Below are 24,606 nucleotides of genomic sequence, written 5' to 3'. Positions count from 1 at the left end.
GGGCCCGGCCTAGTAGATGATTTCGGTGCCGATACCGGACTTGGTGAACAGCTCCAGCAGGATGCAGTTTTCCACCCGGCCGTCGATGATGGCCGATTTCTCCACCCCGGCCACGGCCTCCAGGCAGCAGGTGATCTTCGGGATCATGCCGCCGGTGACCACGCCCGAGCGGATGGCCTCGAAGGCTTCCTTGGCGGTCAGGGAGGTGATCAGTTCACCCTCGGCGTCGAGCAGGCCGGGCACGTCGGTCAGAAGGTACAGCCGTTTGGCCCCCAGCGCGGTGGCCACGGCCCCGGCCACGGAGTCGGCGTTGATATTGTAGGTCGCGCCTTCATTGTCCACGCCCACGGGCGCGATGACCGGGATGAATCCGTCGTTGAGCAGCGAGTGGATGAGCTTGGTATTGACCGCGGTGACCTCGCCGACCTTGCCCAGGTCGATGATCTCGGGCGGGGCGTCCTTCTTCTCCACGGCCAGTTCCTTGGGCTCGGCCGTGATCAGCCGCCCGTCCTTGCCGGACAGCCCCACGGCCTGGCCGCCGTGCAGGTTGATCAGGTTGACGATCTCCTTGTTGACCTTGCCCACCAGGACCATCTCGACCACGTCCATGGTGGCCTGGTCCGTGACCCGGTATCCCTCGCGGAAGTGGGACTCGATGTTCAGGGCCTTGAGCATCTTGCCGATCTGCGGCCCGCCGCCGTGCACGACCACCGGGTTGATGCCGATGTACTTGAGCAGGATGATGTTCAGGGCGAAGGCGCGCTTCAGGTCCTCGTCGATCATGGCGTTGCCGCCGTACTTGATGACGATGGTCTTGCCGTAGAATTCGGTGATGAACGGCAGGGTCTCGATGATGGACTTGGCCTGAAGCTGGTACCGCTTCATGTCCCGCTTGCTGACGGACTCGTGTTTCATGCTTGGCTCCTGGTTGCCGGAAAAGTGCCGGAATAGGCCCGAATTGTCGTGGAAACACGGCGGGAAGTCAATTGCCGGCTTGCTCGGCGTGTCTCCGCCGCGCGGGCCTGCGCATGCCGCACAGGATGAAAGGAGTCCGTGAAATCGGCGTGAAACCGGCAGATTGCGGTTGCGGGCATTGAACCGAGTCTGGTAAATCCCCCTAAAGTGCGAGGAGAATAACCAGAGGATAGCCATATGCGACTCAGCTTCAACCGGATGGAATGGGCGGGCTCCATGGGCGACTTGGGGACCCTGCTGCCGCTGGCCTTCGGCATGATCATGATCAACGGGATGTCCGCCACCGGGCTGTTCCTGACCGTGGGGCTCATGTACCTCCTGGCCGGGTTCTACTACCGGGTGCCCATCGCGGTGCAGCCCATGAAGGTCATCTCGGCCTACGCCATCGGCCTGGCCCTCTCGCCCCAAATGATCACCGCCTCGGGCATCCTCCTGGCCGTGATCCTCCTGTTTCTCGGGACCACCGGCCTGGTCGACCGGGTGGCGCGGCTGGTGCCCAAGGCGGTCATCCGGGGCGTGCAGCTGTCCACCGGCATCCTGCTCCTGTCCAAGGGCGTCTTCCTCATTGTGGGCAAGAACCCGCTCCAGCTCATGGACGGGGTCCCGGAACCGTTTCTGGTGGTCCAGTCCATCGGGCCGGTGTCCATGTCCATCATCTCCGGCGTGGTCTTCGGGCTCATCGCCCTGCTGCTGTTGCGCAGCGCCCGCTACCCGGCCGGGCTGGTGGTGGTCGTCAGCGGGGCGGTCTTCGGCACCCTGTTCGGGGCCTGGCGCGAACTGGCCGACGTCCACGTCGGGGTGCACCTGCCCGAAATCCTGCCCTTCGGCATCCCGACCCTGCCGGACTTCAGCTTCGCCCTGCTCGCCCTGGTGGCCCCGCAGATTCCCATGACCATGGGCAACGCGGTCATCGCCAGCCGGGACCTGAGCTTCGAATATTTCGGCGACGAGAGCAGGCGGGTCACGGACCGCGCCCTGTGCGTCTCCATGGGACTGGCCAACGTGTTCGCGGCCCTGGTGGGCGGCATGCCGGTCTGCCACGGCGCGGGCGGCCTGGCCGCGCACTACACCTTCGGGGCGCGCACCGCGGGCTCCAACGTGATCATCGGCGTGCTCTTCGTGGCCCTGGCCGTGCTTCTGGGCTCCCAGGCCATCAACGTCCTGCACCTTCTGCCCATGGGCGTGCTCGGCATGCTCCTCTTCTTTGCCGGGGCCCAGCTGGCCCTGACCATCCAGGACATCCGGACCCGGTCCGGCCTGTTCGTCATGATGGTCATGCTCGGCATCACCATGGCCTCCAACCTGGCCTGGGCCTTCGGCGTGGGCATCTGCATGAACTGGATCATCGAACGGGGGCGGATTTCCATCTGAGCATGATGCTCAGTCGAGCGTAATTCCAAACGGCTTGCCATTTTTTCCCCATCAGGTACAATGGTTCGGAATCTCAAGAACCGAGCAGGAGGAAAGGCATGGCCAAGCTCATCAAGGAGAAGGACGCCAAGGGGCGGCTGCACATCGACACCCCGCTCATGGGCGAGTCCCTGGTCGACCGCGCCCTGCTCGCGAGCACCGAGGCGGGCGAGTACTTCCGCATGCAGCCGGACGTCAACGTGCTCAAGATCGGCGGCCAGTCCATCATGGACCGCGGGGCCAAGGCGCTGTTCCCCATCCTCGATGAACTGGTCAAGGCCAAGGAAAAGCACAAGATCCTGCTCATGTGCGGCGGCGGCACCCGGGCTCGCCACGTCTACTCCATCGGCGTGGACCTGGGCATGCCCACCGGCGTCCTGTCCAAGCTCGGCGACAAGGTCTCGGCCCAGAACGCCGAGATGCTCTCGGTCCTGCTGGCCAAACACGGCGGGGCCCTGATCGGCCACGGCGACCACCTGGAGCAGCTGCACATGTACTGCCAGCTCGGCTACCTGCCCATCACCACCGGCATCCCGCCCTACGGGTTCTTCGAGCACCCGGCCGAGCAGGGCTCCATCCCGCCCCACCGGACCGATTCCGGGGCCTTTCTACTGGCCGAGAACATCGGCGCGCGCTCGCTCATCTACCTCAAGGACGAGAAGGGCATGTTCGAGAGCGATCCCAAAAAGGCCAAGAGCCGCGACGCGCTCAAATTTTACGACAGGATCCACGTGGACGAGCTCCTTGCGCTCGATCTCGAGGACCTCATTGTCGAACGTCCGGTCCTGACCTTCCTCAAGAACGCCAAGACCATGAAGTCCTTCCAGATCATCGACGTCCTCCGGCATCCCGAGCACCTTCACGCCGCCCTGGACGGCGAGCACGTGGGCACCATCGTGTACAAGGATTGACGCATCCGGCGCCCGGGGGGCGGGGAGAGGCAGGCCTAAGCCAAAGAAGGCCGTCGATCCCCGCCCCCTGGTCCCATTTTTATCTTTCCGCATCGCGACAACGACAAAAGGCCTTGCCAATCCATCGGCAAGGCCTTTTGGTCTCCCCGAAACGGGGATTTCTTTTCCTTAGAGCACGGGCGTCCTCTTCTTCCGGAGACTAGGCCTCTTTGTTGACGCCCTCGCCGTCCCGGCTGAGGTAGACGATTTCGGCCCCGGTGATTTCGGCCAACTCGATGAGTTCGCACTTGCGGATGCGTTTGACGTGGAGTTTCAGATCGCCGCCCTGGACGCCGACAACGCGGAACCTCGGTTTCTTGGTCCCTTCCTCGGAACGCATGCGTTCCCGCACGATAATCTTCATGGTTGCCTCCTTGGGTTGTGCCTCGATGGATAATTGTCTATACTGTATATATATCCTTAAAGCACATATAGTCAAGAAGGACTTTTACGAATGTCGAAAAAAGTGGGCGGCGCCAAGCCGCAACGGTACGTGCAACCCTCCCTGCTCATGGCCCTCAAGGCCGGGCCTTCCTACGGATACCAACTCATCCAGACCATCGCGGACTACGGTTTTTTGAGCGGCGACGCGCCTCCGGGCATGATCTACCGCCACCTGCGCCAGATGGACGAGGAGGGGCTGGTCGTGTCCTCCTGGGACAGCGAGGGCGACGGCCCGGCAAAGCGGGTCTATTCGGTCACCAACGAGGGGCTCGAGGTCCTGGAGGCGTGGATTCTGCACATGGAAAGGCAGCGCGACCGGCTGGACGCCTTCATCCGGCGGTACCGGGAGTCGTAGGGCGGCCCCGGGCGGGGCGGCGGATCAGGACAGGATGTGCCGGTACAGGGCGCGTTCCCAGCAGCTGGAGACCATGACGGCGGGCCGATGGGCCATGCCCAGGGAGCGGAGCCTGCAATAGACATGCAGGGGATTGAGCCTGTGTTGCAGGCGGGAGCGGATGGAGGTCATACTGTCTTATCGGCTTGCGGTTTCCGGCCGATTAGGGGCCGGGTTGATGTTGACGATGTGGAAGCGCGCCAGGATCAGGATGGCCACCGCGCAGACGAAGCCCCCCCAGAAAACGGCGTCCATGCCGCCCATGGCGTAGAGCCCTCCCATGACCATGGGAGCCACGGTCTGGGCTAGGCGCAGGAGCAGCCCGTTGGCGGCCATGAACGCGCCGCGCTGCTCCATGGGCGCGATGGTCGTCAGCATGGTCATGACCGTGGGGATGTTCAGCCCCTGGGCCAGGCCGAAGCAGATGACCGGGGGAATGGTCAGCAGCAGGGTCGGCGCGTGCGGGGTCAGGAGCATGCACAGCCCGTAGAGCACGGCCGCGGCCGTGAGCAGGGTCCGCTGCCCGAAACGCAGGGTCAGCCTGCCGAGCTGGAACGAGGCCAGCCCGGTGAAGCCCGAGGCGGCCAGGAAGACCAACCCGATTGTCGCGGGCGAGGCCGCGAACCGGTGGCTGAGCAGCAGGGGCAGGTAGGTGATCAGCGGGCCGTACAGGATGACGAAGGTCAAAAGGGTGGTGGCGAACAGGGCCATGGCCTGGCGCGTCTTCATCCGCCGCATGGCCTCCGTGAAATATTCCTTGAGGCTCCCGGATTTCTTGGGTTCCGGGTTGTGCATGAAGAAGAGGATGGTCAGTCCCAGGGGCACGGCCAGCAGGGGCAGCAGGAATGGGTAGTTCCAGCCGAGCAGGGCCAGGACCCCGCCCACGGCCGGGTAGCCCGCCGTGCCCATGGCCAGGACCGAGGCGTTGTAGCCCATGGCCTGGCCGCGCTCCATGCCGTGGTACAGGTCGCCGATCATGGTCGAGTAGAGCACGCCCAGCGGGGCCGCGCCCACGCCCTGGAAGAAGCGCAGGATCAGGAGTTGGTCCATGGTTCGGGCGAAGAAGCAGGCGAAGCCGAAGCCGCTGAACACGAACAGCGAGGGCACCAGGAGCACCTTGCGGCCCATGCGGTCGGCCATGATCCCGACCAGCGGCGAGAAGAGCACGCCCGGCAGGGTGAAGGCCGAGATGACCAGGCCGATCTGCACCGCGCTCAGGTGCAGCCCCTTCATGATGTCCGGCAGTGCCGGGATGATCGACGACACGCCGAGCACGGCCATGAGCGTGACGCCGAAGACGTACTGGAGATTGCGGTCCAGGTAGAGCCTGCGCATCAGATGGCCGCGTCCAGGAGCATGTTGTCGCGGTGGACGGCCTCGTCCGAGACCATGGGGCCGACAATGGCCGCCAGTTCGTCCGTGCGCTTGCCCTTGATGCGGCACAACTCGTCGGCGGAGTAGTTGGTCTGGCCCACGCCGAGTTCGTCGCCGTCAGCGGTCTTGATGAAGATGAGCGCCCCGCGCTCGAAACAGCCTTCCACCCCGGTGATGCCGATGGGCAGCAGCGACGTGCCCTTGGTCAGCAGGGCGTTGGCCGCGCCGCCGTCCACCAGGATGGACCCGGACGGGTCGTCTCGGTAGGCCAGCCAGAATTTCTTGCTCGAGACCACCCGGTCGTCGGGCAGGATGAGCGTTCCCGTGTCGCCGCCCCGAAGGGCCGCGGGGATGTCGAACGCGCCCTTGCCCGAGGCGATCAGGGTGGGCACGCCGAGCTGGGCCGCCCGCCGGGCCGCGCGCAGCTTGGAGTACATGCCGCCGGTGCCCACGTTGGTCTTGCCGTCGCACATGCTCTCCAGGTCCAGGGCAGCGATGTCCTCGATGAGCGGGATGGGCCGGGCGTCCGGGTTGGCGTCCGGGTTCCTGTCGAAGACCCCGTCGGCCGAGGTCAGGTTGACGAACAGGTCAGCGCCGATCAACCCCAGGCACATGGCTGCCAGGGTGTCGTTGTCCCCGAATTCCAGCTCCCGGGTGGACACGGTGTCGTTTTCGTTGATGATCGGGATGACGCCCCATTCCAGGAGCCTCTCCAGGGTGTTGCGGGCATTCAGGAAACGGTCGCGGAGCTTGAGGCCGCTGCGGGTCAGCAGGACCTGGGCCGTGACCTTGCCGTGCCTGGCGAAGGCCTCGTCGTAGTCGTGCATCAGCCGCCCCTGGCCCACGGCCGAGGCCGCCTGCCGGGAGACCATGTCCTTGCCGTTGCGGTGCTTCTTCCGGGTCCGCTCGAAGATGCGCTGCCTGCCCGCGGCCACCGCGCCCGAGGAGACCAGGATCACGTCCAGGCCGCGATCCGACAGCTCGGCCAGCTGGTCGGCCAGCCGGTTGATGGCCGCGCCGTTCAGGCCGTCGCGGGTGGCCAGCACGGCCGAGCCGACCTTGACCACCACCCGCCGGACATTGTCGAGCAGGGTGTCTCTGGTGATGCGCGATTTCGTCATGGGGCGCACGGTACTCCAACTGGTTCCGGCCTGCAAGGAGGGACTTGTCCGGAGTGCGGCCCGGGCAAACCGGCCCGGCATTATTCATAGTAAAAATACAATCCACATATGGAGCCAATATAAAGATATGTGAAGACGTGTCGATATGAGTTGGTGACCAGGCCCTATCCCGCCCGGCACGGAACAAGGAGCGAACATGATCGATCCCGTCAGCAGCGCCTCGACCTCACTGGCCTATTCCGTCAATGGAAGCCGGGCCGACTCCGTTGGACAGGCGGGCTCGTCCGCCAACAGGGACGTGGTCTCCATCAGCGACGAGGCCCTGCGCAAGTACGCGGCCGGGCGGGCCGGAACGGCCTCCACGGACGAGAGCGAACAGGACGCCGCCCGGGCCGAGGGCTCGCCCTGGAAGCTGCCCGGCGGCCTGGCCCACTCCGAGCGCACCCTCAAGAACGGGCACACCGAGATCATCGACATCGACGGCGGGACCCTGACCGTGCGCGAGTACGACGGGGACAAGCTGGTCAAGTCCGTGGACGGGACCATGGGTGACGAACGGGCCGTGCTCGACACCACCTACTATGACGAGACCGGCAAGGTCTCCCAGACCATCCACGCGGAAATGGCCCGGATCGAGGAGAAGGGCGGCTGGACCGGCGCGGTCATGAATCGCTCGGTCACCTGGTACAAGGACGGGCAGGTCGAGCGCACCCTGGGCGACGAGATGTATATGCGCACCCGCAACACCGGCCAGGCCACCATCAGCCTGTCCGGCAACGAATTTTCGCGTATGACCGAGGATGTGGACGGCGACGCGGACACCCTGGTCCTCAAGCTGACCAACGAGGATCACAGCCTGAGCTACCACGCCGACATCCAGGAGTTTTACGACAACAAGCAGCTCGCCAGGAACATCGTCATCGACCAGACGGGCGAGTTCACCCAGGAGTCCAACCGCCACGGCGTGGAGGTGGGCGGCATGGGGCCCCTTGCGACTCGTGAACTCCACCACGACACCCGGCTGTCCGTGGTCAGCGAGGAGTATGACCGGGACGGCGAACTTCTGCGCGAGGCCACGGTCACCGACGCCTCGGAGGACGGGGTCGGCGACAAGAACGGCGAACAATACCAGACCGCGGACGTCAGCTGGTACAAGGACGGCGAACTGGTCAAGCACGGCCGCGGCTCCTTCCGCCTGGAGGAGTTCGCCGGGCACAAGCTCATGAAGCGGCCCGGAGTCCTGGACCTCCTGGGCCTCAAGCCCGAGGAATACCTCACCCCCGAGGCACAGGATTCCTCGGAGCTGCTGGGGACCAAGCTGGAGGAAAGTTCATCAGCGCCCGAATTCTTCCTGGAAGGGCTGGGCAGGGCCGTGGCCAAGGGGCAGTATGGCTCGGCCGCCGACATGGCCGAATACGGCCGCTTCGGGCAACCCTTTGACGCGGACTGGACCACCGAACTCTACGAGGACGGCGAGATGGTCATGCGCAAGCAGGACAGCCACCAGGCCCGGAACGCGCCGGAGCGCGGCGTGGACGACCGGCTGCCCTTCCGCACCGTGGCCGGGCTGAGCGACGGCGACCGACCGGCGGTCCTGCAACACACCTCGCACACCACCGAGATTCTCGAGAACGGCAAGACCGTGGCCCGGGAGTCCCAGGAGACCCGCGAGTTCCTCCAGCCCGACGAGCACGGGCCGGACACGCTCATGACCCTGGCCGGCTACAACCGCCTGAACGACAACGGCGACGACGGCGTCAACGTGGTCTACAAGGGCGGCATTGATGCGGCCGACCCGGACTCGAGCGCCGCCCTGCGCTCATTGGGCGAGGAACTCGATTTGACCATGGACGTGGTCTATGAAGCGTACCGCGATGCGCGCGGGCGCGGGAACTTTGGCGACAAGGCCAGCGGGTTCCGTTTCAACGGGTTTGACCAGGCCTGAGTTTCATCCAGGAAAAGACGGCTAGGGATGCCGCTTCACGGCGTTCCCGGATGACATCGCCTTGATTCGTCCCGTCCTGGGGCTCGCTCTCTGCACCCCGGTAAGGCACCTTCGGCGCCGGGCTTCTTCAGGAGTTGAGCGAGGAAGGTAGCCAGGGCCGGGCCGTGAGGTTCGGGCCGGGCGATGAGGTGAAAGGTCAGTTCGGGTGTCGGGACGGCAAAGGGGATAAAGGTGACGTCCCTGCGCCCGCTGTCCGCCGTGGAGCGGGGCACGGGCGAGACGCCCAGGCCCGCCGCCACCAGGGCCACGGTGGCGTGCTTGGTCAGGACCTCCTGGGCCACGCGCAGCCTCGCCCCGGCCCCGGAGAGCATGGCGGTCCACTGGTCGTACAGCACCGGGTTCAGCTTGCGCGGGAACATGATCAGCGGCTCGTCGTCGAGCATTTCCGTCTCAACGGCCTGCTCCTTTGCCAGGCGGTGACCGACGGGTACGGCCAGAACGTAACTCTCCCGATGGTAGACGTGCCGCTCCAGCCCGTCCGGGCCCGGCTCGGACACCCTGACCACGGCCGCGTCCAGCCCCTTGCCCCGGACCCTCTCCACCAGCTCCGGGGTGGATTTCTCCATCAACTCCAGGGTGATGCCCGGGTGGTTTTCGCAAAACGCCTTCAGGTCCGGTCCCAGCGGACCATCGATGGCCGGGCCGATGAACCCCACGCGCAATCGGCCCACGCGCCCCAGTCCCGTGTCCACGGCCCGCCGCTCGGCGGCCTCCATGTCGGCGAGAATACGGCGCACGTCCGACAGCAGGCTTTCGCCCGCCTCGGTCAGGGCCACGGACCGGCGGTCGCGCGTAAACAGGGGCACGCCCAGCTCCTCCTCGAAGGACGCGATCTGCTGGGACAGCGGCGGCTGGGTCATGTGCAGCCGCTCCGCCGCCCTGCGGAAGTGCAGGGTTTCGGCCACGGCCAGGAAATAGCGCATCTGACGGTCGGTCATGAGTGATACTTATACCATATCACAGGTCGTGAAAAGTGATATTGGACGTGTCACAGCCTCGGGGCCATGGTGGAAAAAAGGAGGTTCTCATGGACAACGAACGATACGAACGAGGCCTGGATATGCTCGCCCGCGTGGACGGGGAACAGGGAGACAGGGTGGTGGAGGCGTTGGCGGACATCGCCCCGGATTTCGGACGGCTCATGCTCGAATTCGGCTTCGGGGACATCTATGCCCGGCCGGGCCTGTCCCTCAAGGACCGGGAGCTGATCACCATCTCGGCCCTGGCCGCCAAGGGGGCGTGCGAGCCGCAGCTCAAGGTGCACATCCACGGCGCGCTGAACGTGGGCTGGACGCGTGAGGAGATCGTCGAGACCTTCATGCAGGTCGCGGTCTACGCGGGATTCCCGGCGGCCCTGAACGCGATCTTCGCGGCCAAGGCGGTCTTTGCCGAGCGGGAGTAGGGTTTATTCCCCGTCGAGTCGGGCGAGCTGCGACCACATGGCGTCCAGCAGCTCGTCCACGCCCTCGCCGGTCAGGGCGGAGATGAAGTGGACCGTTTCCCCGGAAGCCGCGACCTTGGCCTTCATGTCGGCCAGTTCCTCTTCGGACAGGGTGTCGATCTTGTTGATGACCTGGATTTGCGGCTTTCGGGCCATTTCGGCGTTGTATTCGCGCAGCTCCTGGTTGAGCATGGCGTAGCCGTCGGTCGGATCGTCGCGGTTGACGTCCTCGGCGGCCAGGATGTGGACCAGAAAGCGGGTCCGCTCCACGTGCTTGAGGAAGGTGATGCCCAGGCCGCGCCCCTCGCTGGCCCCTTCGATCAGGCCGGGGATGTCGGCGATGACCATGCGCGTGAAGTCGTCGTTTTCGATGACCCCGAGGTTGGGCACCAGGGTGGTGAACGGGTAGGCAGCGATCTTGGGCCGGGCGGCCGAGACCTTGGAGATGAATGTGGACTTGCCCGCCGACGGCAGGCCGAGCAGCCCCACGTCGGCCAGGATCTTGAGTTCCAGCCGCAGCTGCTTCTCCTCGCCCGGAAAGCCGGGTTCGGCGTAGCGCGGGGTGCGGTTGACCGAGGACTTGAAGTGCAGGTTGCCGCGTCCGCCGTCGCCGCCTTTGCAGATGACGATCTCGGTGCCGTCCTCCACCAGGTCGGCGATGAATTCTTCGCGGACGGTCCCGTCCTCTTCCTCGATGATCTCGAAGATGAGCGTGCCCACGGGCAGGTCGACGATCAGGTCGTCGGCGGCCTTGCCGTAGCGGTCGCGGCCCATGCCTCCCTGGCCGTTTCTGGCCGTGTAGTGGCGCTTGAGACGGAAATCGTAGAGCGACATCAGTCGGCCGGAGCCGCGCAGGATCACGTCGCCGCCCTTGCCGCCGTCGCCGCCGTCCGGGCCGCCCTTGGGCAGGTTGGCCTCGCGCCGCAGGCTGGCGCAGCCGTTGCCGCCCTTGCCGGACGCCACCTTGATGGTCGCTTCATCCACGAATTTCATGTCGTTTCCTTACTCTTTTGCCCGGTTGGCCGCCGTTCCCTCAACGCAAAAAACGGGCAGGGAGCATGACGTCTCCCTGCCCGGCAACTATGCTTGCGTAATCGAGAACTAGGCCTCGGCGGGCGTCACGCTCACACGGGTCTTGACGACCTTCTTGCGGGTGAACTTCTCGAATTTGACCACGCCGTCGACCAGGGCGAACAGGGTGTAGTCCTTGCCCATGCCGACGCCGTCGCCGGGGTGAAATCTTGTACCGAGCTGCCGCACGAGGATGTTTCCGGCAACCACTTCCTGACCGCCGAAGCGCTTCACGCCGCGCCGCTGACCGGCACTGTCGCGACCGTTTCTGGAGCTACCACCAGCTTTCTTATGAGCCATGTTATCCTCCCTTCCTGGCGCTAGGCCGTGATGGAATTGACTTTAAGTTTGGTGTAATCCTGACGGTGACCCTGGGTCTTGCGGGCGTCCTTCTTGGACAGCTTGTGGAAGACCACGACCTTGTCGCCGCGGAGATGGCCCAGGACTTCGCACTCGACCTTTGCGCCGTCGACGTACGGGGCACCGATCTTGGTGTCGCCGTCGTTGTCGACCAGGAGAACGGAATCGATGCTCAGCGAATCGCCGGCATCGGCCTTCAGCAAATCTACATTGAGTTCAAGACCTTCTTCAACGCGGTACTGTTTCCCGCCGGTCTCGATGATAGCGAACATAGTTAAAACCTCCAATTCGTAAGAGGAGGCAACCTAGCCGCAACAGTCGGTGGAAGTCAAGCCCCGATCCCGCTTTTTTCGCTTTTTTTTGCCCTTTTCCCAAGACTCCGGACAATACATATATCACAGAGGTCCGGTGGGCTCCCGCTGGGCCCGGGCCAGGACCAGGACGTCCACCCCTTTGCTGCCCGCCCGCTTCAGGGTCCGGGCGCATTCCCGCAGGGTCGAGCCCGTGGTGTACACGTCGTCCACCAGGAGCAGCCGCCTGCCCTTGACCAAGGCCGGGTCCGCCGCAAAGGCCCCCTTGATGTTGGCCTGCCGCTCCTTGAGTCCGAACCGGGTCTGGGGCGGGGTGTTGCGCGTGCGCGTAAGCCCGTGGACCAGCAGGGGCCTGTCCACGTGCCGGGCCAGGCCGCGCGCGATCTCCAGGCTCTGGTTGAAGCCGCGCCAGACCAGCCGCCGGTCGTGCAGGGGGACCGGGACCACCGCGTCGGGCGCGCGCGCCGGCCGGGCGGAGAAGGCGGCCACGGCCAGAGCGGCCAGGAGCCGGTTGCGCTCAAACCGGTTGTGGAACTTGTAGCCGAGGATCAGGCCGCGCAGGACCCCGGCGTATTGCCCGTGGAAATAGAGTTCGTCCCAGGGCGGCGGATCGTGCCGGCATTCCGGGCACAGGCTGGGCGGGTCCGCCTCCCGGCCGGACATCTCCCCGCAGGCCGGGCACAGCCCCCCGGTGCGCAGGGGCAGACTCTGCGCGCAGGCCGCGCACAGGGAACGGCCGCCGTCCGCCAGGATCGCGGAGCAGACCGCGCAGCGTCCGGCCCGCAGGCCGAGCCGCCGGGCGAGGTTTCGGACCGGCCGGAACACGCGGGTCAGCCCGTCCGGTCCGGGCCGGTTTCCCAGGCTTTGGCTCCCAGCTCGACGATGCGCGTCTCGAAGTCGGACCTGGCCCGCAGGTCGCTGCGCGTGTCCACCCCCCGGAAGACCAGGGGGGCGGCCAGGGCCATGTTGAAATTCTTGACGAAATATTTGAGCGTCAGCCGCGCCCCGTCAAAGAGCTTTTCGCCCGAGGGCTGGCCCGCCAGCAGCGCCGCGTGGGCCGTGCGCTCCGGCAGGTCCCTGATCCACGGCTCGTCGTCCAGCCGGGCCCGCCAGAACTGCTGGCCCCGGTCGATCCAGGTCTTCAGCCGCGAGGGCAGGTGGTAGAAGTAGATGGGCGAGGCGAACAGGATGGTCCGGGCGGACAGGCAGTGGGCGAAGAGGTCCCAGGCCTGGTCCGTGGTCCCGAGCACGCAGCGCTCCCGACCGGTCCGCTCCGGCGAGTCGCAGTAGCCGCAGGCCAGGCAGGGCATGACCTTGAAATCGCGCACGTAAAGCACCTCGGCCCGGCCGCCCGCCTCGCGCACCCCCCTGGCCAGCAGTTCGGCGGCGTGGTCCGAGTTGCCCCCCCGGCGGTGGGAACAGGCGAAAACGGCGGCGTGGTCCGAGTTGCCCCCCCGGCGGTGGGAACAGGCGAAAACGGCGGCGTGGTCCATCAGGGCTCCTTGTCGTACACGGGTTGCCTGCGGGTCATGACCGCAAGGGCGTGGTCCTCAAACTCCTCGATCTCGAAGGCCCAGTCCGGGAAGACGTGCGCCTGGTGGCGCACCTGCGGGGCCGCCTTGAGGGCGACCTGGGCCTCGACGCGGTCCGTCAGGGCGAAACGGAGGTACCAACCTACCTCCAGTCCCACTCCTCAACACTTGTCGCGGATGTCGATGCGAACGGGCTCGCTCATGGTCAGAATCCCCCGACGAACGGGTTGTGGTTTTGCTCGTCCGCGACCGAGGTCTCCGGGCCGTGGCCGGACAACAGCCTGGTCTCGGGCGGCAGGGTGAAGATGCGCTCCCGGACCGAGCGCTTGAGCGTGTCGAGGTCGCCGCCGGGAAAGTCCGTGCGCCCGATGGAGCGGTAGAAGATCAGATCGCCCACCAGGGCGGCCCCGGCGTCCGGGAAATAGAAGGTCAGACTGCCCGGCGAATGGCCAGGGGTATGAAAGACGGAACACGGGACCCCGGCAAGGATGGTATCGCCCGGCCCGAGGTTCTTCCACTCGTAGGGATCGATGGGCGGCAACCCCATGTCGCCGCCTCTGCCCAGCCAGGTCTCCAGGAGGTAGGCGTCAGCGTCGTTGGCCATGATCGGCGCGCCCGTGGCCTCGGAAAGGGCCTTGTTGCCCCCGGTGTGGTCGAAGTGCAGGTGCGTGTTCAGGATGGCGGTCAGGGTCAGTCCCTTGGCCTCGAGGTGGTCGATCAGGGGGGCGGGGTCGCCGCCGGGGTCCACGGCCACGGCCTCGCGGCCGTTGCTCACCACATAACAGTTGGTCTGCATGTGCCCCAGCGGGAACGTGACGATATCCATCAAAAATCCTCCAGCATGAGTTCGGACAGGGGTTTGCGTTTGGAGCCGCCTTTCTGGTCCGGGTGGCCCAGAGCGAGGACGGCCTGGAGTTCCAGTTCGGCCCCGGACAACCCCAGGGCGGACAGGGCGGCCTGTTGGTCGTTGACGATCTGGCCCAGCCAGACCGCGCCCAGGCCCAGCGTGTGGATGGCCAGGAGCATGTTCTGGATGCATGCCCCGGCCCCCTGGTGGTCCTTCATCTCGCTGTACATGGACCGCTTGTCCAGAAATACGCAGATGCATGCCGCCGAGGCGCGGACGATGGGCGTGTATTGGGTGCAGGCGGCCAGCTTGTCCATGCGCGGATCGTCACGGGTGACGACCAGGAAGCGCCAGGGCTGGTTGTTCTTGCCGCTGGGGGCCCACTGTCCGGCCTCCAGGATGGCCGTCAGGGTCCGCTTGTCGACCGGCTCCGGGGTGAACTTGCGGATGGAGCGGCGCTCGCGGAGGGCTCGGAGCACCGGATTATCGCGGGGATCCATGGTTGTTGTCTCCTTGTCTATTCGTGTACGTTGATAGCCTAGTCCGAAACCGCGGGCAAGGGTTGTGACCCGGACCGGCGCGGGCGCGTATAGTAGGGTGCAGATGAGTTGCGGTCCCGCAAGGGCCCGCCGGAAGGACAATGAAAGAGAAACGCGAAGCGGAAATTGTACGGAACATCCTGCTGGGCGAAGTCCGGCTGTACGGCGATCTGGTGCGCGAGTACCAGGGGCCCGTGTACAATCTCATGCTGCGCATGACGGGCGACGCGGACGTCTCGGCCGACCTCGCCCAGGACGCCTTTGTCCGCGCCTACGAGAAACTCGAGACCTTCAACCAGCGCAGGCGGTTCTTCCCATGGCTGTACACGCTGGCCCTGAACGTGGCTCGGGATTGGCTCCGCAAGGAGGGCCGGGACCGGCACGTGTTCGTCGAGGACGCGTCGGTCATGGTCCGCGAACAGGACAGGCGGGACGAGTCCAGGGCCATGAACGACCGCCTCGACGGGGCCAAGGCCTTCGAGACCGTGATGGCCCTGGACCCGAAATACCGCGAGGCGCTCATTCTCCGGTACCGCCACGATTTCACCATGCAGGAAATCGCGAGCACCCTGGGGATCGGCGTGAGCGCCGTCAAGATGCGCCTGAGCAGAGGACTGGACATGGTCCGGCACCGATTCGACGGGGGGAGCAACCCATGACCGAAGATCGAAACAAGACACATATGGAAGATATCATCATCCATGCCGTGCAGACCGGCCCCGAGGCCGAGCCGCCCGCGGACCTGGTCGCCCGGATCATGTCGCGGCTCGAACCCAAGCGCCCGCCGCTGCTCACGAGGCTGCGCCTGTGGCTGCTGCGCCCCAGGGTCCTGACCGTCCGGCCGATCACCGCCATCCCGGCCATGACCCTGGCCGCGGCCCTGCTGGCCCTGGTCCTCGTGACCAGCAACAACCCCATGGACGGCGGCGGCCCGAGCCTTGCCACGGTGCGCTTCGTCCTGCACGACACGGACATGAGCGCCCGCCGGGTCTCGGTCATCGGGTCCTTCAACAATTGGCGGGCGGACCGTTCGGTCATGTGGTACAGTCCGGACGCGCAGGCCTGGATACTCGAGGCCCAGCTTCCCCCGGGCGACCATGAGTACCTGTTCCTGGTGAACGGAAAGCAGCTCGTGCCCGACCCCAATGCGCCCATGACCAGCGACGACGGGTTCGGCAACCGGAATTCCATAGTCTTCGTGAACGGGGAACATGAACAGACATTATAGCCTCCATACCCTCCGTACCCTGGCCCTCCTGCTGGCGCTGTGCCTGGCCTTCCCGGCGCGCCCGGCGGGAGCCGGGGATGCGGGCCTCGCCTCCATGGCCGAGCGCGCCGGTGAGTGCGGCCTTTCTTCCGAAACCGTTGACCGCGTCCGCACCGCCGTGGCCTCGGGCGACCTGTCCGAAGCGGACGGGGCGTCCCTGTTCGAACCGCTCATCGAGGCCTGCGGCCTCGGGCTCCCCCTGGGCCCGCTGGAGGACAAGCTCGAGGAAGGGCTGTCCAAGCGCGTCCGGCCCGCGCTCATCGTCCGCGCCCTGCGGACCCGCATCGACGACTACCTCTTCGTGGCCGAGTTGTTGCCCGGCCCGCGCGACAAGGTCGACCCGCGCGTGCTGACGGCCCTGGGCGAGGGCGTGGCCAAGGGGACCCCGCGCGAGGAGGTCCAGGCCTATGTCGGCGAATTTTCCGGCCAGTCTGCCGATTCCTTCCTGACGGGCGCGGAGATGGTTTCCCTCCTGGGCCAGGCCAGGTTCGACTACGCACTGACCCGGGCCGTGCTCAAGGCAGGGTTCGACGCGGGCTCCCTGACCCCGGAGTGGCGCTACTTCATCCGCCTGGTGCTCATCGCCCGGCAGCGGGGGCTCAAGGACCGGGACGTCGCGGCCGGCGCGGCCGCCGTGCTGGACGATCGCGGTTCCCTGGGCGACCTCTCCATCCGCCTGGGCTTCACCAACCGCAGTCTCACCGGCCGTTCCGTCTCTAATTAACATTTCTTGAGATATATGTGACCTTGGGTCCTTATTCCCGGTATATCCGACAGAGGGGTCGAGAGGCCCGGAAACCCATGGGAGCCTTTGAGTGAAGAAGTTCATTGCAGTGTTGTTGCTCGCGTCCGTCCTGTCCGCCGCCGGATGCGCCACGGTGATGGGACCGTACTACCTGGAGCAGGAAGAGTACGAGGAAGGGATCAAGGTCATGAGCGGGCAGCTCAGGGAGAATCCCGACGACGCCCCATCGGCGTATTACGTGGGCCGGTACTATCTGGCCCTGAACAAGCCGGAGCAGGCCCTTCCCTATCTGCAGAAGGCCGTGCGGCTGGATCCCGCGAGCGCGGACTATGTCTTTTGGACCGGGGTGGCCTACTGGGCCATGATGGATTTCGACCGGGAAAGGGCGGCCTACGAAAAGGCCATCGGCCTGGACCCGAACCATATTTCCGCCCATCTCTACCTGGGCCACGGCTACGCGGACCGGGGACAGTGGGCGCAGGCCCTCAGGCAGTACGAGGTGGTCCTCAAGCTGGACCCGTACAACCCGGAAGCGCTGTACAACAGGGCGCGGGCCTTGAGGGGAATTGACAGAACGAGCGATGAGATCGCGGCATGGAAGCGGTTCCTTGAGTACTATCCCGACGGGAGCATGGCCATGACGGCCACGGAGCAACTCAATCTGCACGGGGACTTCACCTACCGCAATCACATAATCGGCAAGCGCAACGTCACGCTGAGAAGCCTGGCGTTCAAACCCGGAACCAGCGTCCCGGATGCCGACGGCAGGGCCTCATTGGACGTGCTTAGCGCGATGATGCGGGTCAACAGGGAGTTGACGGTGAACATCGTCGCCTACGTCAAGGGGAACGCTCCCCTGGCCAAGGCCCGGGCCAACGCCGTCCGCGACTACATGCTCAACGGCAATCCGGACGTGAATCGGAGCAGGCTGCCCCTGAGCTGGTTTGGAACGGCCGAAAACGTCCAGGTGGGCGACAAGGCGTTCGCCCTGGACCAATCGGTGAACTTTATTACCGAAGTCCGGTAATCACATGGAGAAATGCTATGTCTATCGTGCAGAATAAATTGGCTCTTTTGCTCGCCGTCCTGATCCTGGCCGTGATGGTCGCGGCCCCGCGCGCCGTGGCCCAGACCGATACGGGGACCGGCGACACCGCAGGCGACACCACCGACGATACCGGCGATACCGGCGACACCGGGGATACGGAAACGGACGCGCCGTCCTTCTCCAATCCGGCTCAGGCCGCCAAGGCGGAGTCCCTGGCCGAAGCGGCGGCCGCGGCTTCGGCCCAGAACGTGGCCGACGCCGAGCAGGCCGTGAGCGACGCCGAGCAGGCCGTGGCCGACGCCGAACAGGCCGTGGCCGACGCCCGGGCCGCCCAGGACGTGGAAGCCGAGGCCGCCGCCCAGGCCCAGCTCGACGCGGCCATGGCCGACCTCGAGACGGCCCAGGCGACCGCCGAGCAGGCCGTGGCCGACGCCGCCTCCGTGTCCGTGGACACCATCGCCTCCATGCGCGCCGAGCATATGGGCTGGGGCGTTATCGCCCAGGAACTGGGCGTGCATCCGAGCACCCTGGGTCTCGGGCACAGGAACCAGCACCAACACCAGACCCGCGCCGAGACCAAGAGCCGGGGCGTGGGCAAGGCCATGGCCTCGGTGTCCGCCCAGGCGGGCAAGGCCACCAGCCGCAACGTCAAATCCGGTGTGTCCAAAACCCCGGGCGTGAGCGGCGGCAAGGGCTCCAAGGCCGTGGGCTTGAGCCGGGCCTCGGACAAGGCCAAGAGCGGGGCCAAGAATTCCGATTCCTCCAAGGGCAAGGATTCGTCCGGCCGGGGCAATTCCGGCGGTTCCAACGCGGGCGGCAACGGCAAGGGCAAGGGCAATTCCGGCAGTTCCAACGGGGGCGGCAAGGGCAACGGCCACAGCAAGTAGCCTCCCGCACACACCAAGCCATGACGGCGGGTCCCGGTACCGGGGCCCGCCTTTTTGGGGCCGCGCAAGCCGCCCGGCCCCTTCAAAACAGGCGGAAATCAGGGTATGGAAGGCATGACGCGAACCGCAACAAGGTGAATGCATGGCTGAAAACACCGATCCCGGCTCCCTTTCCGAGACCTACCTGCAGATCAGTCCCAACATCCTGGCCAGTTTCCCCAAGTTCAGGCCCCCGGTGGACCTGTACGTCTTCGACCCGGCCGTGGGCCGCACCGGCCGCTACCTGCGCGGCGGCGAGCGGCTGTCGCGCGAGGGCCAGACCGAGGTGGCCCGGTTCGCCGAGGAGGGGCGGCTTTTTCTCCTGCGCGAGGACTACCGCGTCTATGCCGAGCATCTGAGCAAAAGGCTCGGCCTGATGCTGGTGGAGGAGGGTTTTCTGCCCCAGGAGGTGGCCGAGATATTCTTCCTCGCCCTGCGCGACCGCATGGCGGATTTCCTGGACCAGCCGCGCGAGGACACTTTCGAGGCGCTGCGCAGGGACGTCTCCATCCTGGCCGAATACGTCTGGATCGACCCGAGCCGGGTGGCCTTCCTGACCCATACCCTGGAGCGGGACTACGACCTGGCCGTGCATGCGGTGAACACCATGCTCATCGGCCTGGCCCTGTACCTTCGCTTGACCGGGGGCAAGGTGGAGAAAACAGTGCTCATCAGCCTGAGCCTCGGGCTGTTGCTCCACGACCTGGGCATGGTCATGGTCCCCAGGTTCATCCGCGACAAGGAGCAGTTCCTGGTCCGGAGGGACCGGGAGTCCATCGAGCGGCACATCGAGGCCGGACGGAACATGGTCCGGCGGCTCGGGATACAGGACCCGATCATCCTGGAATGCATGGAACAGCACCACGAGCGGCTGGACGGCTCGGGCTATCCGGAGCGCCGCTTCGACAAGGATATCTCGACCATGGGCAGGCTCTGCGCCGTGGCCGATTCCTTCTCGGCCATCGTCGGCGACCGACCCTACCATTCGGCCCGGGACACGGCCGACGCCGTGCGCCTGCTCATCGGCGACGGCAGGCGCTACGATCCGGCCCTGACCGCGCTGCTGGCCCGGGTCATGGACGAGCGCGTCACAGAATGATGTAGCCGCCGGCCGCGGACCGCTCGGGGTCCTCGAACCGGGCCATGGCCGTGAGCATGGGCTTGAACCCGAAGCGCGCGTAGAACGGCTCCTTGCCCGGCACGGACCACAGGACCACGCCCGGGGTGCCGAGGCGCTCCAGCATGGCCTCCATCATCCGCGTGCCCAGCCCCTTGCCCTGGCATTCGGGGAGCATGCACAGGTCGTATATGACCGAATGCACCGTGCGGTCGCTCAGGGCGCGGGCGATGCCCACCATGGTGGGGCCTTCCCAGGCGAAGCAGGTCAGGTCGCTGTTCTCGAAGGTCCGGCGCAGCACGTCCGGCTCGCGGGTGCCCAGCGGGGCGCGCTCGAAAATGGACGCCGCCTCCACCCAGTCGATGCCGTCGGTTTCGAAGGTCAGGGTGATGTCCTTGCTCACGGCCGCCTCCACCAGGAGCGCATGCGCACGATCTCCTTGTTGTCCGAAACACGGGTCAGGCCGTGCAGGAAGGTGTCCATGGACTGGTCCGGTTCGCCCTTGGCGCATTCCGAGACCAGCTCGTCGCCGGGGAAGGACTCGCTGCGGAACTGGATGTCCACCCCGTGGCAGCGGTTGTCCGCGATCCACTCGGCGGGCACGGCCTCGAAGCAGTATTCCAGGTATTTCACGTTGTTCACGTGGCCGTTGATGTCCATGTCCGCACGCCGGGCCGTGAGCCGCGTTTGGTGTTCGCCCCACTTGAGCCGGGTCACGGCCTTGGTGGGGAAGGTCAGGGCGTGCTCACGGTCCGGGATGAACCGCTCATGGAGCACGGTCTGGGGCGGGTCCGGGCGGTGGGTTTTGGCGTTCATGGTCACCCAGGAGGTGGTCGCCCGGCCCAGGGGACCGTCATCGTCCAGGACCAGGAAGTCGCGCAAGGCCACCAGTCGCTCGTTGCCCGAGGGCCAGGTGACGATGTCGGTTCGCCCGCCGAAGCCGGGCAGCCGGTCGACCATGAGGTGCAACCGGGCCAGAATCCAGAAGTGGCCGCTCTGCTCCAGGTCGCGGTGGCCGAAGCCGAGCCGGTCCGCGTGGCGCGAGGCGATGTCCTGCAACTGGTTGCAGATGGCGGTCACGGACACGCGGCCGTCCGGGCGCGGTTCGTAGGAGCGGATGTCGTAGCCGTGTTCGAAGGTCAGGGGGGATTCGGTTGTCATGGCGACCGAGTTTAAGGGCAGTTCGGGCCCGGTGTAAAGGGACGGGTCAGCGGCGTTCATTGATGCCCAGGATGCGGTCGATCTCGCCGGACTCGCGCATGGCCCTCATCTCGCCGGTGATCAGGGGGACGAGGGCGGCGTGGCTGCGGTTCAGGTAGTGATAGAGGGGTACGATCACCAGGGGCGGCTCGTTGACGCGCAGGCAACCCATGCCCGGCTTGGCCATCTCGGCCTCGGCCCAGGCGCGGTCCACCAGCAGGGCGTCGAGGCGGCCCTCCAGAAGCAGGGTCATCAGCTTTTTCTCGTGGGGCAGCCGGGTCACGGAGGGCATGCCTTTGGTGAGCATCTCGGCGTAGCGGTTGCCGATCTTGATGCCCAGGTGGAGGTTGCGGATGGCCTCCAGGGTGACGTGCTCCAGGCTGGTATCGCAGGTCATGACGACCCCCTCCAGCCGGTTGACCGGCACGTCGATGCGCATCAGGCGGGGGTATTGCTCCTCGATGGCCTCGATGCGGTTGACCTCGCCGTCCACCTGGCCGTTTTCGGCCATCTCCAGGGAACGGGCCGCGGGCAGCCGCTTGCCAGTGATCTCCACGCCGATGCGCCGGTAGGCCTCCTTGAGCACCTTGAGCGAGGCGATGGACAGGGAGCCCCCGCCGTAGCCCAGGACCAGGGGTTCACCGCCCAGGGCCGGGGAGCCCAGGAGCAGGGCGGCTATGCATAGCAGGAGGATACGCATGAGGTTGTAAGTATATACTGATTTTGCGCCGAGGTCCATGGGGCGCGCGGGGCGGGTGAAGCTCCCCGCCGCGCGGGGAGGACCGGGCCTGTGCACCCGGGACCGGGCCGGTATCAGGACAGGAAATTGCGCACGCCGGTGAAGGCGATCTGGGCGGCCATGGCGGACAGGACCAGGCCGGTGATCTTGGTCAGTACGTTGAGGCCCATGCGGCCGATGACCCGCTTCAGGCTGGACGCGGAAAAGAGGATGACGCCCACGGACAGGCAGGCGCAGACCAGGGCGCCCGCGCCGGTCAGCTTCTCCTCGGCCCCGGGCAGCTCCGCGCCGAGGATGAGCAGGGTGCCGATGGTCGCCGGGCCCACGGTGATGGGCATGGCCAGCGGGACCACGGCCACGTCGGAATCGTCGTCCGGCTCGGGCCGCTGTTTCTTGCCCGATACCAGGGACACGGCGGACAGGAACAGCAGCGCCCCGGACCCCACCCGGAACCCGTCCAGGGTGATCCCCAGCGTGGAAAAGATCGGATTGCCCGCGAAGTAGAGCACCAGGGAAATGACCAGCACCGCCATGGTCGTGCGAATGGCCAGCCGATGCTGCTCCGGCTTGTCCATTTCCTCGGTCATGGACAGGAACACGGACAGCACGAAGAACGGCGTCAAAAGAAAGAACCACTTTATGTAGAGCGAAATAAACAGGTTGATCACAGCCCACCCCGCGCGAAGCGCACCCAAAAAGTTTAGGAGAGGAGAGGGGATGGGGGGTCCGGGGGAAGGGGAGAGGGGAAGCCCTTTTCAAAGGGTTCCCCTCTCCCCTTCCCCCGGCCGATCGCTGCTGTCCTCATCCGTAAGGCTCGAAGACTCGCCAACGGCTGAGGCCCGGAGGCGCTTTCCATCCCCTACTTACATAGTTTTTCGGCCAGGGCCGCGCCCTGTTCGCCGCCTCCGGCCATGCGGGCCAGTTCGCATTTGATCTCGTCGTTGTCCAGCCGTTCGCACCGGGTGTAGGTGGCGTTGTCCACGACCTCCTTCTTGATCAGGAAGTGGCGGTCGGCCATGCGGGCGAGCTGCGGCCAGTGGGTGATGAGCAGCATCTGCTGGCGGTCGGCCAGGGCGCGCAGCTTCTTGCCCACGGAGTTGAGCGTCAGCCCGCCGATGCCCGCGTCCACCTCGTCGAAGATGAGCGAGGGCCGGGCGTCGTTTTCCTCGCCGTCCGCGTTGCCGTGGCCGCGCATGGTCACCAGGGCGAGCAGGAACCGGGAGAGCTCGCCGCCCGAGGCGATCTTGTCGAGCGGCTGGGCGGGCTGGCCCGGGTTGGGCACCCACATGAGCCGTCCGCGCATGTCGTCGCAGCCCGGGTAGAGCTCGCGCGCGTCGAACTCGAAGTGGACCTTGACGTGCTCGGAAAAGCCGAGGTCGGTCAGCTCGTCCACAATGCGGATGGCCAGCTCCCCGGCGGCCTTCTTGCGGGCCTTGTTCAGGCTCGCAAGGGTCTCCTTGAGGGCGGCTGCCGCCAGGTCCTCCTCGCGGGAGAGATTCTTCATGTCCAGGGCGCAGGCGTCGAGGAAGGAGAGGCTTTCGTCGATTTCGGCCTTCATGTCAACGATTTCATCCAGGCCCCGGCGCAATTTGCGTTTGAGCTTGGCCAGTTCGAACAGGCGCGCCTCGATGTCGTCCAGGGACATGGGATCGTCGTCGTCGAAATCCGACGGGCCGCGTCGCAGCCGGGAATCCATGTCGTGCAGGCGCATGCGCAGTTCCCCGATGGCCTCGCGGTCCTCCTCGAACCCGGGGAAGAGCCGGGCGATGATCTCCACCTCGCGGTTCAGGAGCGTCATGGCGTCGAGCAGGCCGACCTCGCCGTGCAGGATGTCCAGGGCGTTCTGCAGGCACTCGCCCGCGCGTTCGCGGTCCTTGAGGATTTTCTTGCGTTCCTCCAGGTCGTTCTCCTCGTCCGGCTGCGGGTCCACGGTCTCGATTTCCTTTTTCTGGAACTCCAGGAACTCCCGCTGCTTTTGCAGGTCGTCGAATTTTTCGGACAGGCGGCGCTTGCGTTCGAGCACGTCGTTAAGCGCGGCGAGCTGGTCGCTGCGCGCGGCCAGCAGGGACTGGTCCGGCAGGAAGGAGTCGAGGATTTCGGACTGGAAGGCCGGGGAGAGGAGCTTCTGCTGCCCGTGCTGGGAGGTGTGGATGACCAGCCGGGCGGCCATGTCGCGGATGGTCGGCTGGGAGGACAGGGTGTCGTTGACGAACACCCGGCTGCGTCCGGTCTCGGCGGACAGCTCGCGGCGGATCACGGTCTCGCCCTCGGGCAGGACGAAGAGCGCCTCCACCGTGGCCTTTTCCGTGCCGGGCCGGACGAGTTTCTTGTCCATGCGCTCGCCCATGAGGAAGTCCACGGCCCGCATGATGAAGGACTTGCCCGCGCCGGTTTCGCCGGTCAGGGCGTTCAGGCCGGGGGAGAACTCCAGTTCGGCGTCCTCGATGAGGGCCAGGTTACGGATGCGCAGCAGTTCGAGCATGTGGTGGTGCCTCCGGGGCCGGGGATCGATCGTTACGGTCAGTACGCGATGAAGGACGTTTCGCGGGCGAGTTTCCTTTCGTCCAGCGCGTCCAGATAATCGAGATAGCGAGTGTCGTTATACACCAGAGCCGCGCGGCGGAAAAGGGGAACGTAGGCATGGGGGGCGAAGCGGCCCGCCCGGGTTCCGGGTAAGGGATGTCGGATCATGGCATAGCCTCGTATGGCCCGGCCCGGGAGAACGGGCGGCGGGAGTCGTTCCCGTATACCCCACCGCGCCCCCGGGGGAAAGGGGGGCTTCGGGAGCGG

Annotated in this window: 31 protein-coding genes; 11 read left to right on the top strand and 20 right to left on the bottom strand. The window is 66.0% G+C overall.

Going from position 1 to position 24,606, the window contains the following annotated elements:
* Nucleotides 1-9: 9 nt before the first annotated feature.
* Nucleotides 10-885 (bottom strand): acetylglutamate kinase, encoded by an 876-nt coding sequence (argB, locus tag BerOc1_RS05025; protein ID WP_071547012.1) that lies wholly within the window; start codon nucleotides 883-885, stop codon nucleotides 10-12.
* Nucleotides 886-1,152: 267 nt separating this feature from the next.
* Here argB and BerOc1_RS05020 point away from each other — a divergent pair, with 267 nt between their 5' ends.
* On the top strand, nucleotides 1,153-2,346 hold the full coding sequence (locus tag BerOc1_RS05020; RefSeq protein ID WP_071544646.1) for a putative sulfate/molybdate transporter: 1,194 nt from the start codon (nucleotides 1,153-1,155) through the stop codon (nucleotides 2,344-2,346).
* Nucleotides 2,347-2,444: 98 nt separating this feature from the next.
* Nucleotides 2,445-3,296 (top strand): amino acid kinase family protein, encoded by an 852-nt coding sequence (locus BerOc1_RS05015; protein WP_071544645.1) that lies wholly within the window; start codon nucleotides 2,445-2,447, stop codon nucleotides 3,294-3,296.
* Nucleotides 3,297-3,495: 199 nt separating this feature from the next.
* Here the strand turns inward: BerOc1_RS05015 and BerOc1_RS05010 are convergent, their stop codons facing one another.
* Nucleotides 3,496-3,699 carry a hypothetical protein gene (locus BerOc1_RS05010; RefSeq protein WP_071544644.1) on the bottom strand — a complete coding sequence of 68 codons (204 nt, stop codon included), beginning with the start codon at nucleotides 3,697-3,699 and terminating at the stop codon, nucleotides 3,496-3,498.
* A gap of 90 nt (nucleotides 3,700-3,789) precedes the next feature.
* On the opposite strand from BerOc1_RS05010, the gene BerOc1_RS05005 reads away from it, so the two are divergent.
* A complete protein-coding gene (locus tag BerOc1_RS05005; protein WP_071544643.1) occupies nucleotides 3,790-4,134 on the top strand; it encodes a helix-turn-helix transcriptional regulator in 345 nt (114 codons plus the stop codon).
* A 24-nt stretch (nucleotides 4,135-4,158) separates the two neighbouring features.
* Here the strand turns inward: BerOc1_RS05005 and BerOc1_RS19030 are convergent, their stop codons facing one another.
* From BerOc1_RS19030 to proB, 3 genes are read right to left on the bottom strand one after another with little or no spacing between them, the layout of a single operon-like run.
* On the bottom strand, nucleotides 4,159-4,305 hold the full coding sequence (locus BerOc1_RS19030; RefSeq protein ID WP_165610785.1) for a hypothetical protein: 147 nt from the start codon (nucleotides 4,303-4,305) through the stop codon (nucleotides 4,159-4,161).
* 6 nt (nucleotides 4,306-4,311) lie between these two features.
* The gene (locus BerOc1_RS05000; protein WP_071544642.1) at nucleotides 4,312-5,508 is read right to left on the bottom strand and encodes an MFS transporter; all 1,197 of its coding nucleotides are present in this window, start codon (nucleotides 5,506-5,508) and stop codon (nucleotides 4,312-4,314) included.
* Entirely contained in the window at nucleotides 5,508-6,668 is a 1,161-nt protein-coding gene (gene proB / locus BerOc1_RS04995) for a glutamate 5-kinase (RefSeq protein ID WP_071544641.1), read from the bottom strand. Before proB ends, BerOc1_RS05000 begins: the two co-directional genes overlap by 1 nt.
* Before the next feature lie 196 nt (nucleotides 6,669-6,864).
* On the opposite strand from proB, the gene BerOc1_RS04990 reads away from it, so the two are divergent.
* A complete protein-coding gene (locus BerOc1_RS04990; protein WP_071544640.1) occupies nucleotides 6,865-8,613 on the top strand; it encodes a hypothetical protein in 1,749 nt (582 codons plus the stop codon).
* 35 nt (nucleotides 8,614-8,648) lie between these two features.
* Here BerOc1_RS04990 and BerOc1_RS04985 read toward each other — a convergent pair whose 3' ends face one another.
* The gene (locus BerOc1_RS04985) at nucleotides 8,649-9,611 is read right to left on the bottom strand and encodes a LysR family transcriptional regulator (protein ID WP_242652868.1); all 963 of its coding nucleotides are present in this window, start codon (nucleotides 9,609-9,611) and stop codon (nucleotides 8,649-8,651) included.
* 89 nt (nucleotides 9,612-9,700) lie between these two features.
* Here BerOc1_RS04985 and BerOc1_RS04980 point away from each other — a divergent pair, with 89 nt between their 5' ends.
* Nucleotides 9,701-10,075, top strand: coding sequence for a carboxymuconolactone decarboxylase family protein (locus BerOc1_RS04980; protein WP_071544639.1), 375 nt, complete (start codon nucleotides 9,701-9,703; stop codon nucleotides 10,073-10,075).
* Between the two features lie 3 nt (nucleotides 10,076-10,078).
* On the opposite strand, the gene obgE is transcribed toward BerOc1_RS04980, so the two are convergent.
* The 8 genes from obgE to BerOc1_RS04940 all read right to left on the bottom strand — a co-directional run bounded on the left by obgE (nucleotide 10,079) and on the right by BerOc1_RS04940 (nucleotide 14,735).
* Nucleotides 10,079-11,107, bottom strand: coding sequence for a GTPase ObgE (obgE, locus tag BerOc1_RS04975; protein WP_071544638.1), 1,029 nt, complete (start codon nucleotides 11,105-11,107; stop codon nucleotides 10,079-10,081).
* 108 nt (nucleotides 11,108-11,215) lie between these two features.
* The gene (gene rpmA, locus BerOc1_RS04970; RefSeq protein WP_071544637.1) at nucleotides 11,216-11,485 is read right to left on the bottom strand and encodes a 50S ribosomal protein L27; all 270 of its coding nucleotides are present in this window, start codon (nucleotides 11,483-11,485) and stop codon (nucleotides 11,216-11,218) included.
* A gap of 20 nt (nucleotides 11,486-11,505) precedes the next feature.
* On the bottom strand, nucleotides 11,506-11,817 hold the full coding sequence (gene rplU / locus BerOc1_RS04965) for a 50S ribosomal protein L21 (protein ID WP_071544636.1): 312 nt from the start codon (nucleotides 11,815-11,817) through the stop codon (nucleotides 11,506-11,508).
* 123 nt (nucleotides 11,818-11,940) lie between these two features.
* Complete coding sequence (locus BerOc1_RS04960) at nucleotides 11,941-12,681, bottom strand: ComFC family protein (protein WP_071544635.1); 741 nt, start codon at nucleotides 12,679-12,681, stop codon at nucleotides 11,941-11,943.
* 5 nt (nucleotides 12,682-12,686) lie between these two features.
* Nucleotides 12,687-13,349 carry a flavodoxin family protein gene (locus BerOc1_RS04955; protein WP_071544634.1) on the bottom strand — a complete coding sequence of 221 codons (663 nt, stop codon included), beginning with the start codon at nucleotides 13,347-13,349 and terminating at the stop codon, nucleotides 12,687-12,689.
* Nucleotides 13,349-13,546, bottom strand: a complete 198-nt coding sequence (locus BerOc1_RS04950) for a hypothetical protein (RefSeq protein ID WP_071544633.1) — start codon at nucleotides 13,544-13,546, stop codon at nucleotides 13,349-13,351. Before BerOc1_RS04950 ends, BerOc1_RS04955 begins: the two co-directional genes overlap by 1 nt.
* A 47-nt stretch (nucleotides 13,547-13,593) precedes the next feature.
* Nucleotides 13,594-14,214, bottom strand: coding sequence for an MBL fold metallo-hydrolase (locus BerOc1_RS04945; protein WP_071544632.1), 621 nt, complete (start codon nucleotides 14,212-14,214; stop codon nucleotides 13,594-13,596).
* Nucleotides 14,214-14,735: a nitroreductase family protein gene (locus tag BerOc1_RS04940; RefSeq protein ID WP_071544631.1), complete on the bottom strand. Its 522-nt coding sequence runs from the start codon at nucleotides 14,733-14,735 to the stop codon at nucleotides 14,214-14,216. Before BerOc1_RS04940 ends, BerOc1_RS04945 begins: the two co-directional genes overlap by 1 nt.
* Nucleotides 14,736-14,875: 140 nt before the next feature.
* Here BerOc1_RS04940 and BerOc1_RS04935 point away from each other — a divergent pair, with 140 nt between their 5' ends.
* From BerOc1_RS04935 to BerOc1_RS04910, 6 genes are all read left to right on the top strand, one after another.
* Nucleotides 14,876-15,433: an RNA polymerase sigma factor gene (locus tag BerOc1_RS04935; RefSeq protein ID WP_071544630.1), complete on the top strand. Its 558-nt coding sequence runs from the start codon at nucleotides 14,876-14,878 to the stop codon at nucleotides 15,431-15,433.
* Complete coding sequence (locus BerOc1_RS04930; protein WP_084641106.1) at nucleotides 15,430-16,002, top strand: glycogen-binding domain-containing protein; 573 nt, start codon at nucleotides 15,430-15,432, stop codon at nucleotides 16,000-16,002. The genes BerOc1_RS04935 and BerOc1_RS04930 overlap by 4 nt, the downstream gene beginning before the upstream one ends.
* Nucleotides 15,986-16,765 (top strand): hypothetical protein, encoded by a 780-nt coding sequence (locus BerOc1_RS04925; protein WP_071544628.1) that lies wholly within the window; start codon nucleotides 15,986-15,988, stop codon nucleotides 16,763-16,765. The genes BerOc1_RS04930 and BerOc1_RS04925 overlap by 17 nt, the downstream gene beginning before the upstream one ends.
* A gap of 91 nt (nucleotides 16,766-16,856) precedes the next feature.
* On the top strand, nucleotides 16,857-17,813 hold the full coding sequence (locus BerOc1_RS04920) for a tetratricopeptide repeat protein (RefSeq protein ID WP_071544627.1): 957 nt from the start codon (nucleotides 16,857-16,859) through the stop codon (nucleotides 17,811-17,813).
* Nucleotides 17,814-17,830: 17 nt separating this feature from the next.
* A complete protein-coding gene (locus tag BerOc1_RS04915; protein WP_071544626.1) occupies nucleotides 17,831-18,721 on the top strand; it encodes a hypothetical protein in 891 nt (296 codons plus the stop codon).
* Between the two features lie 142 nt (nucleotides 18,722-18,863).
* The gene (locus BerOc1_RS04910; RefSeq protein ID WP_071544625.1) at nucleotides 18,864-19,859 is read left to right on the top strand and encodes an HD-GYP domain-containing protein; all 996 of its coding nucleotides are present in this window, start codon (nucleotides 18,864-18,866) and stop codon (nucleotides 19,857-19,859) included.
* Here the strand turns inward: BerOc1_RS04910 and BerOc1_RS04905 are convergent.
* The 6 genes from BerOc1_RS04905 to BerOc1_RS19025 form a co-directional block, all read right to left on the bottom strand.
* Nucleotides 19,849-20,280 carry a GNAT family N-acetyltransferase gene (locus BerOc1_RS04905; protein ID WP_071547010.1) on the bottom strand — a complete coding sequence of 144 codons (432 nt, stop codon included), beginning with the start codon at nucleotides 20,278-20,280 and terminating at the stop codon, nucleotides 19,849-19,851. The two genes, BerOc1_RS04910 and BerOc1_RS04905, sit on opposite strands and share 11 nt — an antisense overlap.
* Nucleotides 20,277-21,038 carry an acyl-[acyl-carrier-protein] thioesterase gene (locus BerOc1_RS04900; protein ID WP_071547011.1) on the bottom strand — a complete coding sequence of 254 codons (762 nt, stop codon included), beginning with the start codon at nucleotides 21,036-21,038 and terminating at the stop codon, nucleotides 20,277-20,279. Before BerOc1_RS04900 ends, BerOc1_RS04905 begins: the two co-directional genes overlap by 4 nt.
* Nucleotides 21,039-21,084: 46 nt before the next feature.
* The gene (locus BerOc1_RS04895; protein ID WP_071544624.1) at nucleotides 21,085-21,777 is read right to left on the bottom strand and encodes a substrate-binding periplasmic protein; all 693 of its coding nucleotides are present in this window, start codon (nucleotides 21,775-21,777) and stop codon (nucleotides 21,085-21,087) included.
* Between the two features lie 113 nt (nucleotides 21,778-21,890).
* Nucleotides 21,891-22,484: a MarC family protein gene (locus BerOc1_RS04890; RefSeq protein ID WP_071544623.1), complete on the bottom strand. Its 594-nt coding sequence runs from the start codon at nucleotides 22,482-22,484 to the stop codon at nucleotides 21,891-21,893.
* A gap of 191 nt (nucleotides 22,485-22,675) precedes the next feature.
* The gene (locus tag BerOc1_RS04885) at nucleotides 22,676-24,298 is read right to left on the bottom strand and encodes a DNA repair protein RecN (protein ID WP_071544622.1); all 1,623 of its coding nucleotides are present in this window, start codon (nucleotides 24,296-24,298) and stop codon (nucleotides 22,676-22,678) included.
* 38 nt (nucleotides 24,299-24,336) lie between these two features.
* Entirely contained in the window at nucleotides 24,337-24,507 is a 171-nt protein-coding gene (locus BerOc1_RS19025; RefSeq protein WP_165610783.1) for a hypothetical protein, read from the bottom strand.
* Nucleotides 24,508-24,606 lie beyond the last annotated feature (99 nt).

This window comes from Pseudodesulfovibrio hydrargyri, assembly GCF_001874525.1.
GTDB lineage: Bacteria > Desulfobacterota > Desulfovibrionia > Desulfovibrionales > Desulfovibrionaceae > Pseudodesulfovibrio > Pseudodesulfovibrio hydrargyri.
Note: the sequence above shows the minus strand (reverse complement) of the source record. Positions and strands in the feature narration are given on the sequence as shown.

What these genes read in the sequence shown, in the direction of transcription:
- BerOc1_RS19025 (WP_165610783.1), bottom strand. Translation starts at nt 24,507, where the DNA reads ATGATCCGACATCCCTTACCCGGAACCCGGGCGGGCCGCTTCGCCCCC.
- BerOc1_RS05020 (WP_071544646.1), top strand. Translation starts at nt 1,153, where the DNA reads ATGCGACTCAGCTTCAACCGGATGGAATGGGCGGGCTCCATGGGCGAC.
- obgE (WP_071544638.1), bottom strand. Translation starts at nt 11,107, where the DNA reads ATGAAATTCGTGGATGAAGCGACCATCAAGGTGGCGTCCGGCAAGGGC.
- BerOc1_RS04895 (WP_071544624.1), bottom strand. Translation starts at nt 21,777, where the DNA reads ATGCGTATCCTCCTGCTATGCATAGCCGCCCTGCTCCTGGGCTCCCCG.
- argB (WP_071547012.1), bottom strand. Translation starts at nt 885, where the DNA reads ATGAAGCGGTACCAGCTTCAGGCCAAGTCCATCATCGAGACCCTGCCG.
- BerOc1_RS04935 (WP_071544630.1), top strand. Translation starts at nt 14,876, where the DNA reads ATGAAAGAGAAACGCGAAGCGGAAATTGTACGGAACATCCTGCTGGGC.
- BerOc1_RS04980 (WP_071544639.1), top strand. Translation starts at nt 9,701, where the DNA reads ATGGACAACGAACGATACGAACGAGGCCTGGATATGCTCGCCCGCGTG.
- BerOc1_RS05015 (WP_071544645.1), top strand. Translation starts at nt 2,445, where the DNA reads ATGGCCAAGCTCATCAAGGAGAAGGACGCCAAGGGGCGGCTGCACATC.
- rpmA (WP_071544637.1), bottom strand. Translation starts at nt 11,485, where the DNA reads ATGGCTCATAAGAAAGCTGGTGGTAGCTCCAGAAACGGTCGCGACAGT.
- BerOc1_RS04930 (WP_084641106.1), top strand. Translation starts at nt 15,430, where the DNA reads ATGACCGAAGATCGAAACAAGACACATATGGAAGATATCATCATCCAT.
- proB (WP_071544641.1), bottom strand. Translation starts at nt 6,668, where the DNA reads ATGACGAAATCGCGCATCACCAGAGACACCCTGCTCGACAATGTCCGG.
- BerOc1_RS19030 (WP_165610785.1), bottom strand. Translation starts at nt 4,305, where the DNA reads ATGACCTCCATCCGCTCCCGCCTGCAACACAGGCTCAATCCCCTGCAT.
- rplU (WP_071544636.1), bottom strand. Translation starts at nt 11,817, where the DNA reads ATGTTCGCTATCATCGAGACCGGCGGGAAACAGTACCGCGTTGAAGAA.
- BerOc1_RS04915 (WP_071544626.1), top strand. Translation starts at nt 17,831, where the DNA reads ATGTCTATCGTGCAGAATAAATTGGCTCTTTTGCTCGCCGTCCTGATC.
- BerOc1_RS04940 (WP_071544631.1), bottom strand. Translation starts at nt 14,735, where the DNA reads ATGGATCCCCGCGATAATCCGGTGCTCCGAGCCCTCCGCGAGCGCCGC.
- BerOc1_RS05005 (WP_071544643.1), top strand. Translation starts at nt 3,790, where the DNA reads ATGTCGAAAAAAGTGGGCGGCGCCAAGCCGCAACGGTACGTGCAACCC.
- BerOc1_RS04900 (WP_071547011.1), bottom strand. Translation starts at nt 21,038, where the DNA reads ATGACAACCGAATCCCCCCTGACCTTCGAACACGGCTACGACATCCGC.
- BerOc1_RS04945 (WP_071544632.1), bottom strand. Translation starts at nt 14,214, where the DNA reads ATGGATATCGTCACGTTCCCGCTGGGGCACATGCAGACCAACTGTTAT.
- BerOc1_RS04885 (WP_071544622.1), bottom strand. Translation starts at nt 24,298, where the DNA reads ATGCTCGAACTGCTGCGCATCCGTAACCTGGCCCTCATCGAGGACGCC.
- BerOc1_RS04985 (WP_242652868.1), bottom strand. Translation starts at nt 9,611, where the DNA reads ATGACCGACCGTCAGATGCGCTATTTCCTGGCCGTGGCCGAAACCCTG.
- BerOc1_RS04990 (WP_071544640.1), top strand. Translation starts at nt 6,865, where the DNA reads ATGATCGATCCCGTCAGCAGCGCCTCGACCTCACTGGCCTATTCCGTC.
- BerOc1_RS05000 (WP_071544642.1), bottom strand. Translation starts at nt 5,508, where the DNA reads ATGCGCAGGCTCTACCTGGACCGCAATCTCCAGTACGTCTTCGGCGTC.
- BerOc1_RS04955 (WP_071544634.1), bottom strand. Translation starts at nt 13,349, where the DNA reads ATGGACCACGCCGCCGTTTTCGCCTGTTCCCACCGCCGGGGGGGCAAC.
- BerOc1_RS04925 (WP_071544628.1), top strand. Translation starts at nt 15,986, where the DNA reads ATGAACAGACATTATAGCCTCCATACCCTCCGTACCCTGGCCCTCCTG.
- BerOc1_RS04910 (WP_071544625.1), top strand. Translation starts at nt 18,864, where the DNA reads ATGGCTGAAAACACCGATCCCGGCTCCCTTTCCGAGACCTACCTGCAG.
- BerOc1_RS05010 (WP_071544644.1), bottom strand. Translation starts at nt 3,699, where the DNA reads ATGAAGATTATCGTGCGGGAACGCATGCGTTCCGAGGAAGGGACCAAG.